Raw genomic sequence first — 15,922 nt, 5'->3', positions numbered from 1 at the left:
CCGTCTGATATTTTTCTCCCGTTGACGCATGTTATTTAAGCGTTGCACAGCGGCATGGCAAGAGCGGAGAATGACAGGAATATCTGTGCGGCATCATGCCGGGTTCTTTGAACGGAGCTCCGGGGAATGGAGTCTGATTCCTCGGAACCTTCCAATAAAATGATGAAAAACAGATTGATTATTCTAAGTGTCGTCACCCTGCTGGGCTGTGTTTCCTGCCATACGATCGGCGGGGTGGGCAAGGATGTGGAATCCGTAGGCAGCGATATCAATTCCGCTGCCCGTGCTACCAGCAGATCCATGTAACAAAGTTGTGCGGTAACCATGGACGTGGGCCCCTTCACCCTTGCCGGGTGAAGGGGCCTTCTTTGATGCCGGAGGAGGACCGTTTTTCCGGTGTAAAGGGTTGTTCCTGCTCCGGTAGGAGATGATGGCAGGTTCCGGCACTCCATTGACCGGGGAGACGTCCATCCAGCCGTCTTTTACGAATGCCTGGTATTCTCCCGCATTTTCACGGGTACGTTCTCCTGGGGTATGCCGTCGCATTTGCATGGTTCCCGCAATCGTCGTAGGGCAGGGGGAGGAGAAGCTGGAATTTTCCAGTCCGCTGGGAGGCTTAGGCGGCGCCAGGCGGAAGGCGGGGATTCCCATGATCAGGGATTCCACAGGGAGCACAGGGAGCACAGGGAGATAAGTGTGGAACCCGGTTTTCCTATCCGGGAAGAGTGCCGGCAGAAGCTGGGGGAGAGTCGGGAAACTTTCCGGCAATCCCAGTCTGAAAATTCCGCATTTCCTGGGATTTCAGCACTATTTCACGAGGAAAGTTTTTCTCGGGATTTATCCTGAAGGCTTGTATGATTTTTCATGGAAGGCAGCCACCATCAATGCAATGATGGGAACAAGGCAAGCCTTTACCTCTTTTTCTAAAAAAGATGGTTCAAGAGGGGTGGCGGCCCGATATTCCTTCCGCTTTACTCCATGGACTTGCTGGTGGCCTGGGAAGCGCTGTCAATCTTGCTGCCCATGGCTTCCACGTCTTTTCCGATTCCGCTGATGGTGTTGCAGGAGGCCAGGGCGAGAGAAGCGGTGAGCGTCAGAAGAGCGAGTTTGATGTTCATGATGGAAGAGAAGCTGAAAGCCGCATCCTATCCTTCTTCCGTTTCCTTGTCAATGAGGTACATGCTTTCCGGCATGCCTCTTTTTCCGGATACGGGGGCTTTCCGGTGGGGGAGGGAATGACTGTGCCGTGCCCGGATCCGGAAGTTATGTAAAGAATCTTCGCCGGAGTCCTGCGGAGGGTTGTTGATGAAGGCCGGGAGGCCTTCATTCCCAGGCGGGAATGCTGGGTGGATGCCGGGAGAAGGGCTTTTTCCCCTTGGCTAAATTTCTCCCTCCGGACCACCTGGTGAACGGCTCAGCTTTCTTTTCAACGTCAGGCCCGTGCGGATCAGGAAGTAAATGGCTGCGGCCACCAGTAAAACGGCCAGGAAGGGAAGCACGCAGGCCAGCACGGCGACGATGGAGGAGGCAGCCGTTTCCGCCGTGGAGACGACAGAGTTGCCCAGTCCGCCCGTAGCGGCGGAAGCCGCTCCCCGGATGGCGGCCATGCCTCCGTGGATGATGCCTGCCGCTCCGCCTCCGGCAATGGCGGCCAGCCCCCATTTAAGCATGGGGTCCATGCTTCCGATGAAGCCGGCGGCCAACATGGTTCCTGCAATGATGGCGGCGGGAGCTCCCAGTACGTCCAGCGTATGGTCGATGACCGGGATGTAGTACGCCGCTATTTCCAGCAGCGTGGCTACGGAAAGGGTAACGAGCGCGGCCGTGCCTCCCAGCCATTCGAATTCCGGCGTTACGGTGAGGAAGCCTGCCCGGATGGCGATGGAGGCTACCAGCAGGGGCACAAAGATACGGAAGCCGCAGGCCGCACCCAGCCCGATACCGAGCAAAACGCCCATGACGGCTTCCATATTCATGTGCGGGTCAGCTTAATTTGACGGTAGTTGCGGTAGTCGCCTCCTGGGTAACGGCTGCGGGAGCAGTGGCGGCAGGGGCCTTTTTCTCTTCCGTGGATTTGCCCAGGAAGGAAGGCAGTTCCAGCCCTACGCTCTTGCCCAGCTCATGGAGAGGCAGGGTATCCTTTACCAGATTCTGCACGAATCCGCCCACGGAGGAATCTCCCCCGTTGCCCATGACGATCACCTTGTCAAATTTCAGGCCATGAATGGCGCCGGACTGGAGTTCAACGATCTTGGTGAGCTGTTCCGTCACCAGGAGGTTGGAGGCGGCGTCGGAAGAACCGGCTGCCTGCACAATCTGGCGGAACCCGCTGGCCTTCCCGGCCAGCACGGCTTCAATGGCGGCGGCTTCACCGCGGCCCACCATTTCCATGCCTTCCCCTTCCGCCTTTTTCTTCAGCAGGGTGGCCTGCGCCTCGCCTTCCGCCAGCTGGCGGATGGCTTCCGCCTCCGCCTTGCGCTGGATGAGCAGGGCCTGGGCCTTGCCTTCCTGTTCCAGTTTGAGCACTTCCGCCGTGGCCTGGGCCTGCACTTCACGCTGGCTCTTTTCAATACGGGCGGATACCAGGATATTGGCTTCCTGCGTGGCGCGTTCACGTTCCGCGCGCTTCAGTTCCGCCTCCTTCTCCGCCTGGTAGGCTTCTTCCAGGGTTTTGGCTTCCTGCACCTTCTGGGCCACTTCCGCCAGCTTTTTGGCTTCCGCCTGCTTTACTTGCAGCTTGGCGGCGGATTCAGCAATCTTGATCTGGGCTTCGTTCTGCCCCTCGATGGCGACGGCGCGGGCATTCGCCACCTGGACGGTCTGGTCCTTTTCCGCTTCCGCCTTGCCGATTTCCCCGCGGCGGGTTTCTTCCGCAACCTTGATGGTGGCGTCATTGATGGCGCGCGCGGCGGCTTCCTTGCCCAGGGCGTTGATGTAGCCGGAGGCGTCCTGGATGTCCGTGATGTTGGCGTTGATGAGATGGAGGCCTACCTTGTGCAGTTCCACGTCCACGCCTTCCGTGATGCCCTTGATGAGTTTTTCTCGGTCGGAGTTGATTTCCTCAATGGTCATGGAAGCGATCACCACGCGCATCTGGCCCATGATGATTTCTGCGGCCAGGTTGCGGATTTCCTCCCGGGAGCGGCCCAGCAGGCGCGCCGCGGCGTTTTGCATGATTTCCGGCAGGGTGGAGATGCCCACGATGAAGGAGGAGGGAACGTCCACGCGGATGTTCTGGGAGGAGAGGGCGCCCTGGAGGGGGACGTCAATGTTGATGGGGTTCAGGTCCAGGTAGTTGTAGGATTGGAGCACCGGCAGCACGAAGGTGGAGCCGCCGTGATAGCATTTGGCCGGCTGCCCCGTGCCCACCTTGCCGAAGACGATGAGGATTTTGTCCGGCGGGCACATGCGGTACCGGCTGAACAGCCAGGAAGCCGTCAGGATGACAAAGAGAACGAGAATGGCGATAGGGATGATTTTGTCCATGGTTGGATGAGGTGGTATGATTGGGTTTGTTGGTTAATGAAGAGGTTTGACGGTAACGACTCCGGCGTTGACAGCAACCACTTCCACCGGGGTTCCGGCGGGTAGGGGTTCCTCCCCTTCCTGAATGGCGGGAAGGTACAGAAGCTGGCTGGGGTGGGCGATCGTTACCTGGCCGCCGCGCTGAAGCTTGCCGGGGATGCTGATGTAAACGGAGCCGGTCATGCCCTTGAGGGTTTCATAGTTCAGGGTCCCGTCAGATTTGAGGCTCATGATGAAGCGCATGGAGATGCCGATGATCAGGAACATCAGCACGCCTGTGAAAAGGGCCCCCGCCAGGGAGGCGGCCATTCCCCAGCCCAGTCCCTGGGCCAGCACGCCGCCCCAGCCGAAGCCGAGGAAAAAGCCGATGCCTGATTTAATGGACAGCAGCCCTACGTCCGCGCCGCCGGAGTCCGCGTCAAAGTCCAGGTCATGTTCTCCCAGGCCGAACAGGGACAGAAGAAACAGAAGGGCTCCCACGCCAGTAGCGACGAGGGCGATGATAAAGAAAATGGAGTAATCAGTCATAGGGCAGATTGATTAGAAGAATTATCCATCTTTGCAGACCTCTTGTCTATGGAAAAAGAAACGGGAGGCGGAGATTCCGGGGGAGGGAGGGGCGCCGCTGTTCCCACTCCGGGCCTATTTCATGTCCACGACGGCTTTTTCCCCTTTCTTGAGATCCAGTTCGCGGAGAAGCAGGAAGTCATTGGTCAGCAGACCGGCTTTTTCCACGGGAATGGAGGTTTCTCCTATGGTGACGGTAGCTTTTTTGGCGCTGATCCGGTTGGGGAACCAGACGCCCAGGCGTCCCTTGGCATCCTTGTTGGCCGTGACGGTGAAGCCCTTGGAGGCGTCCGCGGGGTCATTCCAGTCAATATGCCACGGGGACGGAGTGCGGGATTCATCCAGGCGCGCCGTCCAGGCGGGGTCTCCGTAAAAGGCTACGGTATCCCGGTCATGGATGAGGCCCATCTGGTCCTTGCCCATGCCGTAGCCGGCGGAGTTCATGCCTTTGGCAAAGTCCGGATCGTCCTTGATGCCGCTGATGTCCGGCGCGTTGAAATTGACGTTCATGAGCTTGGGGAAGCGGGTCATGGTTTCGTCCAGAATGAACTGGTTGTTCAGGTACCAGGCTTCCGCCAGGCTGGAAGCGTCATGATTGCTGAACAGGAGCCCCAGGGTTCCCCAGCCGCCCTTGCCGTACCAGGAGGGGACGGTGTAGCCCACCAGCTGATTGAAGCCGTAGTGGCTCAGCGCCGTGACGGCCATGGAGTTTTTTGTTCTCATGGTGTCCCCCACCAGGCAGTTTCCCGCCGCCACCCAGACGGCCGGAACCGGCTTGGCTTCAATCACCGGAGCCTTGATCCTCTCAATGAAGGAGAGCAGGTCGTTTTCCTTCCCGCTGAAAAGTACGCCGCGCAGAAAGGTGGTGAATTCCCTGAACTGCTTTTTGTTCAGCACATGGAACCGGTTGTTGCCGGAGATAATGAGCCCTTTCCCGAAAGGCATTTCCAGATTGAACTGGGTGGCATGGGAAGCCGTGACAAAGAGTTGGGGAGCGTATTGTTTCCAGTATTCCACAAGCTTGGGCGTTACGCCCAGCGTGGCGTCGTCTCCCTGGTCCTGCTCTTTGAGGCCTTTCGTATAAAAGGCCGGCGTCACCTTGCCTTCGGAGCCGTGTTTTTCCAGATACTGGAAGGGTTGCCAGTCCGTGATGCTCATGCTGTCGCTGAAGCGGGAGGCGTCCACATTCGTGGTCCCCATGGAGCGGCTGATGACGAGCGGCTGCGTTTCAGCGGCTATTCTCATGGCGTCCTGGGGGGTGTAGCCCGTGATGATGCCCCAGATGCAGTCCCCGTAGGGATCGTCATCCAGGCGTCGGGTCAGGCGGTGCAGGTCATTGACCAGTACCCTGTCTATCTCTTCCGGGCGGGCGACCACGGCCATGAAGCGGGGAGCCATTTTTTTGAGCGTGTCCAGCTTGGCGAACATGGAGTCTTTGACGGTGACGATGGCGCCCCCGTGCTTTTCAGCCAGCTTGTCCGCCACGGCTTTCCATTCCGGCATGGCGGCGGTTTCCTCGGAAATGATGATGGCGTAGTCGTTTTTACCGGAGTCCTTGCTGACGGTTTTGACGGCTGTGGCGTGAATGCAAAAAGCCGCCGTGGAGACGGCGGCCTGGGTAGCATCGGATTTGTCCGCCTGCTTTTCAGCAGGCGGAGCTTCCGCGGCCGGATGGTCCGGCAGGATGTTCAGGTTGAGATGTTCTCCCTTGCCGAAGATGTCCCGGGCAAGTTTGTTGATCTCTTCCACCGTGATGGCTTTCACATCCGGAATGCTTTCCCTCTGCTGGGCGAGGCGTTCCGGTCTGGCCTGGGAGTCCTTGAGCAGGGACGTCCAGTAACCGTTGTCGCGCTGGGCGCGGCTCATGGAATTGAGGATGGGGTTGCGGGCACGGTCCAGTTCTTCCTGAGTGACGTTTCCCTTGCCGAGGTCATCTGCAATTCTGGCGATGGCGTTGCGCACGGCTTCCTTGTTGCGCATCACTCCGGAGCTGAGGGTGACGATGTAGCCTTCGTCCGGATAGGTTTCACTGATGTTGATGCCGGTGGAGGGGGAATAGGTTTCCCCCATGTCTTCGCGCAGCCCCTTGAACACGCGGTCATAGAAGACGGCCTTGAGCATGTTCAGCCTGCGGCTCAGCTTCTTGTCTTCTCCGCCGGGCGTTTTCCAGAAGAGGCAGACCAGTGTTTTGTCAATAGACGAATCATAGGTCAGGTCCTTGGAGAAGTTGAAGTCCGCCATGGCCGGGTGGCGCAGCTTTTCATCCAGCCTGGCCGGGGTTTCCGCGCGCTTCGGCACGGCCCCCACGGTGCGTTCCAGGAGGGGGATGATGTCTCCCGTCTTGAAGTCGCCCGTCACGGTCACTTCCATGTAGTTGTTTTTCAGGGGGGCGTCCACCCAGTCCTGCACGTCCTTGATCTGGTAGGAATTAAGTTGTTCCTGCGTGGGGAAGGTGAAGCGGGGGTTGTTCTTGTACAGGATGGCCGGCACCTGCGTCTTCATGGCCCCCTGCACCTCATGGTTCAGCTTGTTGTAAAGCATGGGGATGGCGCGGCGCAGCAGGGTGACGCCGTCCTGGCGGTAGCCGGGATACATCAGGTAGGCCGTCTGGAGCTGAAGCTGCGTTTCCAGGTCCTTCTTATTGGTGTTCCCGGACAGCAGGAAGGAGCGGTCCGTCATGGAGAAGTTCACGCCGACCTTTTTGCCTGCCATGACGGCGGACAGATCATCGTTGGAATGGTCCTTCAGGCCGCCGCCGTTCATCACGGCTCCCGCGAAGATTTCCAGCCCGGAGGCTTTTTCCGGCCTGCTCAGCTGGCCGCCGTCCACGGCAAAGGTGATGTTGATGGAATCCTTGTCAAATTCCGTAGGCTTCAGGTTGACGCGCACGCCGTTGGAAAGGGTGAGCTGGGTGACGCCCAGGTCGGCGGTTTCCGTGCGGGCCGTCACCCGGCCGGGTTCTCCGAACTTGTAGGAGAAGTCTTTCCGTCCGTCCGCCTGGTAGGGTTCCACCTTGGAAGCCTGGGCTTCCTTGTACGTCGTCATGATTTCAGCGGCGCCCTGGGCGTTTTCCTTGTTGGAGGTGACGATCACGCGGGGGAAGGCTCCGGTCCAGGCTTCCTTCAGGGCGGCCTGGCATTGTTCGGGAGTCAGGTTTTCCACGACTTCCCTGGAAATGGCCCAGTCCTCCTTCGGAGTGGTGAAGACCTTGTCCTGAGCCGCGCTCTGGGCAATGGCGGAGGCGAGGTCTTCCGACTTGGCGGTGGGCCAGGATTTGATGGCGTTTTCCGCTTCGGCAGTAAGGTTGCTGCGGGCTTCCGCCAGTTCTTCCTGGTTAAAGCCGAATTCAATGGCCCGGCGCAGCTCCTGTTCAATGGTGGCCAGGGCCTGCTTCCAGTTCTTGTAGTTCGCCTGGGTCTGGATGGCGTCCACTTCCGCCACTTCCATCACGTCCATGCGGCCGCCTTCCGCGGAGATGAAGGGGCAGTCCGCATTCTTGGCCATCTTTTCCAGGCGGCGGTTCAGCATGGCGTAAGCCATGTTCAGGGGAATCTCCTTGTTGCGGTTGGCAATCGTGTCCGGCTTCTTCACATAGGGCCGGGCGATGTTGATGCTGGCTTCCGTGCTGGTGGCTTCCTTGTTGGTGATCCAGTGGGTAGTGGTTTCCGTGGCCGCCTTGAGGGCGCCGCGGTCCGTCTTGAAGGAATAGTTGTCCTTCTTCATGGAGCCGAAGTATTTTTCCACCCAGGCTTTTCCCTGTTCCGGCGTGATGTCTCCGGCGATGACGAGCTGCATCTGGCTGGGAACGTAGTGGGTTTTGTAGTAGTCCACAAATTTTTCCCGCGGCGCCGTGCGGATCACTTCCAGCGTGCCGATGGGGTAGCGGTCGGGAATCCTGGTGCCGTCAAGCATGATGGAGAAGACTTCCTTCATGACCCGGTACCCGGCGGAATCGCGCACCTTGTATTCACTGGTAATGATGCCGCGTTCCGCGTTAATGGCGCTTTCTTCCAGCAGGGCTCCGTCCGCAAAATCCCTCATAATGGTGAAAGCCAGGTTGACAGTGGATTCCTTCATGCTGGGCACGTCCATCGTGTACACGGTTTCGTCAAAGGCGGTGTAGGCGTTCGCATCGCCGCCCAGGCCCAGGCCCTCCTTTTGCATGGCGGGTATCATTTCCCCGCGTTTGAAATGGGTGCTGCCGTTGAAGACCATATGTTCCAGGAAGTGGGAAATGCCCTGGATGTCATCCGTCTCATTCAGGGAACCCGTGTTGACGCGCAGGCGGATGCTGAAACGGCCCTTGGGTTCCGCGTTCGGCCGGATAAAGTAAGTCAGGCCATTGGGAAGCTGCCCTTTAATCAGCTGCGGGTCCTGTTTGGGAATGCCCGCGGCCGGTTGGACGGCGGTTGCGGACACGGTCTTGTTTTCTGCTGCGGCTGAGGCCGGTGAATGGACCGACAAGAAGCACGCGGCGGCCAGAATGGAAGTGATGGTAAATGCCTTCATGAAAAAATACTGCCCTTCTGTTTCACATGATTTCCAGGGCAAGTCAAGCGGCCTTCCCTGCATAAAAGCAGCGAATTTCCGGAGAACCTCCGGAAACGGAACCCATCTCAAAAGGATGAAGAAGGTATCCATTCATCCCGCGGGCGCGGGTTGGAAATCCCGCAAATGCGGTCCACGCAGCGTTCCCACGCTTCCCGGCCCTGGTAGATTTCCACTTCGATGCGCAGGAAGTAAATGGGGACTTCCGGATCCTCCTCCGGTTTTTCCAGGCGCACGGCGTCCTTCTCCGTGGTTATGATCATGTCCATGGCCCGGTCTGCGCAGCGGTCGTAAAATTCTTGAAGTTCCGATGGCTCAAACCAGTGGTGGTCCGGGAATCTGCGGCAGATTTCCACGTTGGCCCCCAGGGAGCGCAGGGAATCTTCAAAACTTTCCGGGCGCGCGATGCCGCTGAGGCATGCCACCCATTTCCCCTCCAGGGCCTCCAGGGGCAGCCGTTCTCCCGTAAACACGTTTTCCAGGTACCTGGGGCCGTGGTCGCTTACAATAATGTCCGCCACGGGATTGTATTTCCTGATGGCGGCGATCAGTTCATCCTGGGGCTTGCCGCCGCATTTGGTCAGAATGATGTAGCTGGCGCGGGCCAGGCTCCCTTTCGGTTCCCGCAGGGTGCCGCGCGGGAGCATGGCCCCCGTGCCGAAGGGCGCGCCGCAGTCCACCAGCACGATGTCCAGCTCATGCGCCAGTTTCAGATACTGCATGCCGTCATCCAGCAGAAGGGTGTCGCACCCCAGGTGTTCAATGGCGAAGATGCCGGACTTGACGCGGTTTTTGTCCACCAGCACGGCCACGCCGTCCAGATTCTTGGCAAGCATGAAAGGTTCGTCCCCGGAATGCAGGGGGCCCAGGTAGCGGGTCTCGCCGTCGCTGGCGATCTTGGGCAGGTGCGCCACGGGGTGCCCGTGTTCATCCTTCCATTCCTGCGGCTTGTCCAGGTCCGCGCTCTTGTAGCCGCGGGTCAGGATGGCTACCTTGCGGCCTCGCTGCGTCAAGGTGCGGGCCAGCAGTTCCACCACCGGAGTTTTTCCCGTGCCGCCCACGGTGATGTTGCCCACGCTGACCACCAGCGTTCCCAGCCTGGCCTGCCTGGCAATACTGGAATGGAACAGGTACAGCCGTATCAGCACCACCAGCCTGAACAGCCAGGAGGCTCCGCGCAGAACGATGCGCATCATGGCGGCACGGAACCCCTTGGCCCGGCCGAAGATGACTTCCGTTCCCCACTCTTCAAACTCTTTCGATCTGGATTTCATGATAGGCCGGCGGCGTACCCGGAAACTCCGTCAGTGGAGAATGCGGTGGCAGTTGTCACAGTAAACGGTTTCATGACCGCCCAGCACCTTCATGCGGGCGTTGTCCGTGATGACCATGTGGCAGCCGCCGCAGTGGCCTTTTTCATCCATCGGCACAATGACCGGAACCCCCTTGCTTTTGGTCATGCGTTCGTATTCCCCCAGGGAATCCTCCGGAACGGCGGCGGCCAGGTCTGCGCGTTCCGCGTTTAAATGGTCCAGAAGCTCCTTGTCCGTTTCCGCTGTCCGGTCAAAGCGGGCCAGCGTTTCCTCCATCTCCCGCTGGGCGTCCCGCGCCCGCTGGATTTTCTGCGCCATGTCCGTTTTTGCGGTTTCCAGGCGTTCCATCAATTCCAGTTCAGTGGTTTCCAGGACGTCAATGGCGGCTTCCGTTTTTTCCATCTCCTGAATGCACATCTGGTATTCCTCGTTTTTCCGGGTGTTGGACTGGAGGGTTTTCATCTTGCCGATGTAGGCGCGCTTGGTCTCCACGGTGGCTTCCACGTCCTGGATGCTTTTTTCAACGCTTGCAACTTCCTGCTTGGCAGCTACGGCCTTCTGTTTGATGGCCTCCATCTGGCGCAGGAGGCGCGTTCTCTGTTCCGGCAGGGAGGCCAGCTCCTTCCGGAGTTTGGAAATCCGCACGTCCTTTTCCTGAAGGATCAGCAACTGGTCTAAATCGGCATGATTCATCGCCTCCCACCCTAGCATGCACCGCCGGAGGGGAAAAGATTTTTTCTCGGCTCCCGGCCCGGAGGCTTTTCCGTGTTTTTCCCGATGGTGGAGGCAGGATTCTCCGGGAAGGTGGCTTCCTCCGTTCCGGGAGAGAGGGTTCAGCAGTCCATCTCTGATTTGCCGATCAGTTTCCAGCGGCCGTCCAGGCGCTGGAACATGTACGTGGTCACGGAGCCGCTCATGCTCTCAAGGCAGTCCATGGCGGTTATTTCCACCGTATTCTGATCAAAAACTTTGATGCCGATGTTATACGTGTTTCCCCTATCCGGCGCCGGCAGGCCGTGAAGGGCTTGTTCCATGTCCTGGACAACGGAATTCAATTTGGAATAATTGACATCCAGCAGGAATGGGGTGGAAACCGGCTGCCGTGAAGAGCGGGAAAGCTCCTCCACCTTCGTTTTCGTTTCCTGGCGCGTTAACCTGTAAAGAACGTCTGGCTTGTCCTCTTTAAACACATAAAGGCCGGGCGGGTAGTCGCCGTCGAGAATCAGGCAAAGGGTCAGGAAGTCTTCCTCCACGTGGAGTTTTTGCGCCATGGCCTGTATGGCAAGGGTAGCGTGTTCCAGCGGAAGGTAGATTTCCGGCGCATCCAGGAGAGGGGCCACGGTCTGGCAGAGTTTTTCCGTTTCCGGGGGAATGTGTTGCGCCCTGTATTGATGCGTTGGATGCACGATTTCCGGATCATCTTCGATTTCCGGAGGAACGTTTTCCTCCAGCGTGGGCACGCTGGCGGAATCTGCGCAGAGGCTGCCGTTAAATCTTTCCTGGTCCTCTAACCGGATAACCAGCCGGCGGGGCCGCACTCCCTCCCAGCCCCAGGAGCCTACCCAGAAAAGCTTGTGGAAGTAAACACCGTCTGTTGCCTTTCCGTGCTCGTCCCTGCTCACAGACAGGGAATAATCGTCCAGCCCGTCCTGATCCTGGGAAATGATCAGGACGCGGCCATCCGGAAACAGGCAGAACGTTTCTGTCGATTCATCGGAAACCGGGCATGGCGGAGAACTCCGGGTAAACATGATGTAAGGGACGCCCCGGAAGGAGAGGAGGTTTTCCGGAGAAATGTCCTCCTTGTTTCTGCTGAGTAGTTCAAGCAGAGCCTTCTGCTGCTCCGGAGCGATCTCTTGTGCGGCGCCCGGCGCGGAGAGTTCCGCGTACTGCTGGGCCATCTTATTTTTCTTCTGCCGATTCTGCCAGAAGAGAAAGCAGCAGAAGACGAGCACACAGGCAATGACGGCCGTCAGGGTGGCGTATGAATGGCGGGTGGAGGGCATAACGGGGATGGATTGCCCTGCATGATAGAAAAAGCAGGAACTTATTCAATATAAATAAGGAGGTAAAAACATCGCGCCGTAGGAGCGTTCCTTCCCGCCTTTCCCAGCATCTTTTAAAACGTCAGGATGGTTTGCAGCCGGAAGACGCTGGCGTTCCCCGTGTCGTCCCGTCCCGCCGGGTTGGAAATCCACAGCAGGGAGGGCTGGATCAGGAACCAGGGAGTCACGGAAATGTTATAATGGCATTCCATCACCACTTCTTTCTTATTCCTGGCGCGTCCCTCCGCCATGCTCCCGTCGTCCGGGCGCGTCACGGCCAGGGCAATGCCGAACTGGTTGGCTTCCCCCTCCTCGCAGACGCCCAGCTGCTGGAGGGGCTGGCTGCACACGAAACCGCCGGACCACTGGACGGCGGCGCCGCAGAGGTTGTCCCGCGTGGAATCGCTCCAGCCTGCGCGGCAGAAGGCTTTCCACGGGCTGCCGCCCAGCTGCTGCTCCACGTTCAGGGCAATGCCGGCCACGGTGTGGAGGTTTTTCCTCTCTTCCCCGTCCGGCAGTTCATTAGTGCGGGCCATGAAGGGGGTGAGCTTGACGGCTCCGGAATCATGCACCCATGCCAGCTCCGCCAGGATATTGAAATTCTTGCCGTCCGTATGTTTCAGCGGGGAGGCGTTCTGGGGGCAGCCGGTAAAATTGCCTCCCAGCATGGCGTACCACTGGTCATGAAACTGGTGCTGGAAGATGAGGCCCAGGTTGGAGTCCGCCATGGGAATCACCTGGTTGTTGACGAAGGGGGAGGCGCAGAACTGGCCGAAGGAGGAGTTGGCGTAGCTGTTGGTGTCAAAATAATTTGTCTGGTTCACTATGCCCGCCACTAGGGCGCTTTTTCCCCGGTTGAAGGTTTGCAGGAGCGCAATTTCCGGCAGGAAAAAGATTCTTTCCCCGAAGATGTCCGTGTGGGTGTCTCCCGTCAGGCCGATGGCGTCATTCATGTTGCCGCCTCTCCACGTTTTCCCGGTCAGGGCGGTGGAACCTGAAAGTTCCAGCTTCAGCCACGTTTCCCGGTTCCAGGGCGCCTGGATGAGGCGGTAATTGGCATGGGCGTGAAGGAGGTACCAGAGCTGGGTGCCGGGTTTGTCCGGCGCGGGATGGTGGATGGAGTTGTAGGAAAAGGCGTTTTCCACCAGGAATTCCAGTCCGGCGCGGTGCGCCCTGGCATGCAGGCCGGTCAGAGACTGCGTGAGGGAGTCGTTGGGGATGGGAGCCGTCTCGTCCCCGTATTCGCCGCCCAGCAAATTGATGTCTGTCAGAAGATGGGCGGGAGGTTCCGGCTGGTCCGGACGGAGCATTTCAGTTCCTGCCTGTCTGCCCTGGGCGGTGAAGGCTCCCAGAAGGCCGAGGATGATGAGGGGGCGGTACATGGCTGGTAAGGTAGGCAAAGAGTGCAACAAGGGTATGCTCCCATCCTAGAGGAGGAGGGTTGTGGAAGAAAAGAGACAAATGGCCCCGTTTGAGTCATGAAACTGCCGGCGGCACATGCCTCCTGCGGAAGAGCCCAACTCTGGCAGTGCGCGGAGGCTCGCCGGGAAAACGGGGCTCCGTTAAAAACCCAGGGCTTCCTTCTGCCAGTTCAGCAGGGTGGAAATGCCTTTTTCCTCATCTTCAGCAATGGCTTCCAGGGATGCCCTGGTGATCAGGAAGGAGCCTTCCATGCCCAGTTCTTCAGCCTTTTCATCCCTGATTTTGCACAGACGGGCCAGATTGGCTTCAAACTGGTCGGAATGCTGCCGGCGCTGGATGCGTGGGCGGCAGGGATAGTCGTCTTCGTCCAGAAGATAGAATTTCTGGAGTGCGTCCATGAACCGGTTGCGCCTGTGGGAGTGGAAGCGGGGCGGAGGCGTTACGGTGCGCTGTTCCTGAAGGGCCAGGCTCCACTGGATGAGGTCCGCGTTGGAACAGACCATGAACGCCGGCTTGTCCCAGGCCCTGGCTTCCGAATCCCTCCATGTCCAGAGTTCCCGGAGGGCGGCCAGCCCTTTTCTGTTCAGCTTGCCGCAGCCCTGGATGCGCCAGGGGTCCTGATGGCCGGCCAGGTGGCGTTCCCGGGCGCGGTCCATGGAGTGCCTGCAAATTTCTTCAAACCAGCCCATGCGTCCCTTTTCCCGGAGGGCGGCGGTCAGCTTGTCCGCCATGTCCAGCATGTAATTGACGTCGTTCAGGGCGTAAGTGACCATGGTTGGGGAAAGGGGGCGCCGCGCCCAGTCCGCCTTCTGGGAAGACTTGCTCAGGGTGACGCCGTGGAAATGTTTCACCAGGGCGGCCAGTCCGAACTGGCGGAAGCCCAGCAGGCGTGCCGCCGTCTGCGTGTCCCAGATCATGGCGGGAAGCGTTTCCCAGGCGTTCTGGAAGAGGCACATGTCGTAATCCGCCCCGTGCATCCAGACTTCCGTTTCCTTCAGCCAGTTGTAAAACGGCCCCATGTCTTCGATGGAGAGAGGGTCAATCAGGCAGGAACCCGTCTCATCCGCGTACTGGATCAGGCAAATTTTTTCCTGATAGCGGTGCAGGCTGTCTGCCTCCAGGTCCAGGACTACCCGTCCCGTGGGCTGTGCGGTGGCGCGCTTGCGCCATTCCAGTAATTCCTCTTTCTCGCTAATCATCTTATTGCAACAGAGCGGGATTGAACCATGTATCCGGACGCCGGGCAACTGGAAATGCAAAAAAAGTGCCGATGGGGCAATCATGTATTGCCTATTTCCGCGAAATAGGGCACGAAGAAAGGCGTATGGAAGAGGAAGCCGCAGATCCCGGACGAAACCATGGAGAACAGCCTTTGGATGAATTGATGAAGCGCTGGCATCTGACCAATCACGACCTGGTGGAAATTTCCCCGGAACAGCTGACCCACAAGCAGGTTCAAAAAGCCCGGCAGGGACGGCAGCTGACCTTGAAGATGATGCAGAAGGTGTGCCGCGCCCTGAATGTGGCCATTTGGGAGCGGCTTACCCCCATGCAGAAAGAGCAGTATTTTGAATACATGCACAAGCATGTGTTCAGCTACGCCAAGGGATATGATCCGGCCTGGAAAGATCCGAATATGGATATGATGGCCTGATTCCAGGTTCTTTTTCCCGGGCGGCGGCAGTCGTTCCTTTCCGCCTTCCATGTTGTTTTGCAGAGAGGGATCGGCGAGGGAGTTATGGAATTTTGCCAGGCTGGTTCGTCGGTTTTTGAGAGGCGCTCCGTTAAGTTGTTTCTTTCCTTTTTGTGGAAGGAAAGGTGAATCGTCGTAAATACAATATTATATTCCAGGGAAATAAAAAACCAAAGGTTCCATTTGACAACAGGAAAATGGGGGTGTATATGCCGCGCTCCTTTTATCCGTCACTATGATGAATGTTGCCTTTATTACTTGTTTCATTGGTATTCTGGGGGTGTGCGCGGGGATGCCCCTTGCCGGGGGAAATCCGCTGCCCGGAAAAGAAGTTTTGCTGGTGAAGGAAGGAGCGGTGGCTCTGAAAGACGATGAATATTTCCTGAATCTGGGGGATTATGGAAAACTGGAGCGCGGAGAAGGCCTGCTGGTTCAGTATCCCGCTGGCAAGGAGAGTATCCGGGAAGAATCCTGCTCATTTTATTTTGAAAACAGCCATGGAAAGGTGGTGGAGGCTGTGGTGGAGCCCGTATCGGAAAAGGCGGAAAAGGGGAAGCAGGTGCGCCTGGCATGGGTCAGCCCTGCTTTTCCTCTGAATCCGGAAGGGAAGTGGAGCCTCAAGCGGAAGGGCAAGACTGCGGAACTTTACCGGAGGAAGATAGTCGTTTCCCATATTAACCAGGAATATACCTTTCATAGCCATGAAGATGCGGAGATAAAACTGGTGCATGGGGTGCTGGCAAATGCCCTGGTTTCCGGGAATAGTCGGCCCATGCTGTATAACTCTTTTAATCTAAATCGTCCTACCC

Annotated in this window: 13 protein-coding genes; 3 read left to right on the top strand and 10 right to left on the bottom strand. The window is 58.2% G+C overall.

The window, feature by feature from the left end; all coding sequences use genetic code 11:
* The first annotated feature begins 159 nt into the window (after window positions 1–159).
* Window positions 160–306, top strand: a complete 147-nt coding sequence (locus LIO64_RS04450; protein ID WP_290548245.1) for an entericidin — start codon at window positions 160–162, stop codon at window positions 304–306.
* A 665-nt stretch (window positions 307–971) separates the two neighbouring features.
* Here LIO64_RS04450 and LIO64_RS04445 read toward each other — a convergent pair.
* The 10 genes from LIO64_RS04445 to LIO64_RS04400 all read right to left on the bottom strand — a co-directional run bounded on the left by LIO64_RS04445 (window position 972) and on the right by LIO64_RS04400 (window position 14,619).
* Window positions 972–1,118 (bottom strand): entericidin, encoded by a 147-nt coding sequence (locus LIO64_RS04445; protein ID WP_290548244.1) that lies wholly within the window; start codon window positions 1,116–1,118, stop codon window positions 972–974.
* 261 nt (window positions 1,119–1,379) lie between these two features.
* Window positions 1,380–1,976, bottom strand: a complete 597-nt coding sequence (locus tag LIO64_RS04440) for a DUF4126 domain-containing protein (protein WP_290548243.1) — start codon at window positions 1,974–1,976, stop codon at window positions 1,380–1,382.
* A 7-nt stretch (window positions 1,977–1,983) separates the two neighbouring features.
* Window positions 1,984–3,486, bottom strand: coding sequence for a flotillin family protein (locus tag LIO64_RS04435; protein WP_290548242.1), 1,503 nt, complete (start codon window positions 3,484–3,486; stop codon window positions 1,984–1,986).
* 33 nt (window positions 3,487–3,519) lie between these two features.
* On the bottom strand, window positions 3,520–4,053 hold the full coding sequence (locus LIO64_RS04430) for an NfeD family protein (protein ID WP_290548241.1): 534 nt from the start codon (window positions 4,051–4,053) through the stop codon (window positions 3,520–3,522).
* 114 nt (window positions 4,054–4,167) lie between these two features.
* Window positions 4,168–8,601: a M16 family metallopeptidase gene (locus LIO64_RS04425; RefSeq protein WP_290548240.1), complete on the bottom strand. Its 4,434-nt coding sequence runs from the start codon at window positions 8,599–8,601 to the stop codon at window positions 4,168–4,170.
* Between the two features lie 107 nt (window positions 8,602–8,708).
* Entirely contained in the window at window positions 8,709–9,914 is a 1,206-nt protein-coding gene (lpxK, locus tag LIO64_RS04420) for a tetraacyldisaccharide 4'-kinase (RefSeq protein WP_290548239.1), read from the bottom strand.
* 30 nt (window positions 9,915–9,944) lie between these two features.
* Window positions 9,945–10,646 (bottom strand): C4-type zinc ribbon domain-containing protein, encoded by a 702-nt coding sequence (locus LIO64_RS04415; protein ID WP_290548238.1) that lies wholly within the window; start codon window positions 10,644–10,646, stop codon window positions 9,945–9,947.
* A 140-nt stretch (window positions 10,647–10,786) separates the two neighbouring features.
* Window positions 10,787–11,959, bottom strand: coding sequence for a hypothetical protein (locus tag LIO64_RS04410; protein ID WP_290548237.1), 1,173 nt, complete (start codon window positions 11,957–11,959; stop codon window positions 10,787–10,789).
* A gap of 113 nt (window positions 11,960–12,072) precedes the next feature.
* Window positions 12,073–13,398: a carbohydrate porin gene (locus LIO64_RS04405; RefSeq protein WP_290548236.1), complete on the bottom strand. Its 1,326-nt coding sequence runs from the start codon at window positions 13,396–13,398 to the stop codon at window positions 12,073–12,075.
* Between the two features lie 162 nt (window positions 13,399–13,560).
* Entirely contained in the window at window positions 13,561–14,619 is a 1,059-nt protein-coding gene (locus LIO64_RS04400; protein WP_290548235.1) for a ribonuclease D, read from the bottom strand.
* Window positions 14,620–14,744: 125 nt separating this feature from the next.
* Between LIO64_RS04400 and LIO64_RS04395 the strand changes: the two genes are divergently transcribed.
* Window positions 14,745–15,074, top strand: coding sequence for a hypothetical protein (locus LIO64_RS04395; protein WP_290548234.1), 330 nt, complete (start codon window positions 14,745–14,747; stop codon window positions 15,072–15,074).
* Window positions 15,075–15,348: 274 nt separating this feature from the next.
* Window positions 15,349–15,922, top strand: a 574-nt coding sequence (locus tag LIO64_RS04390; RefSeq protein WP_290548233.1) for a hypothetical protein, incomplete at its 3' end; no start/stop codon positions are given.

Source organism: Akkermansia sp. (assembly GCF_020860705.1).
GTDB lineage: Bacteria > Verrucomicrobiota > Verrucomicrobiia > Verrucomicrobiales > Akkermansiaceae > Akkermansia.
This window is presented reverse-complemented; position numbering and strand designations above follow the sequence as displayed.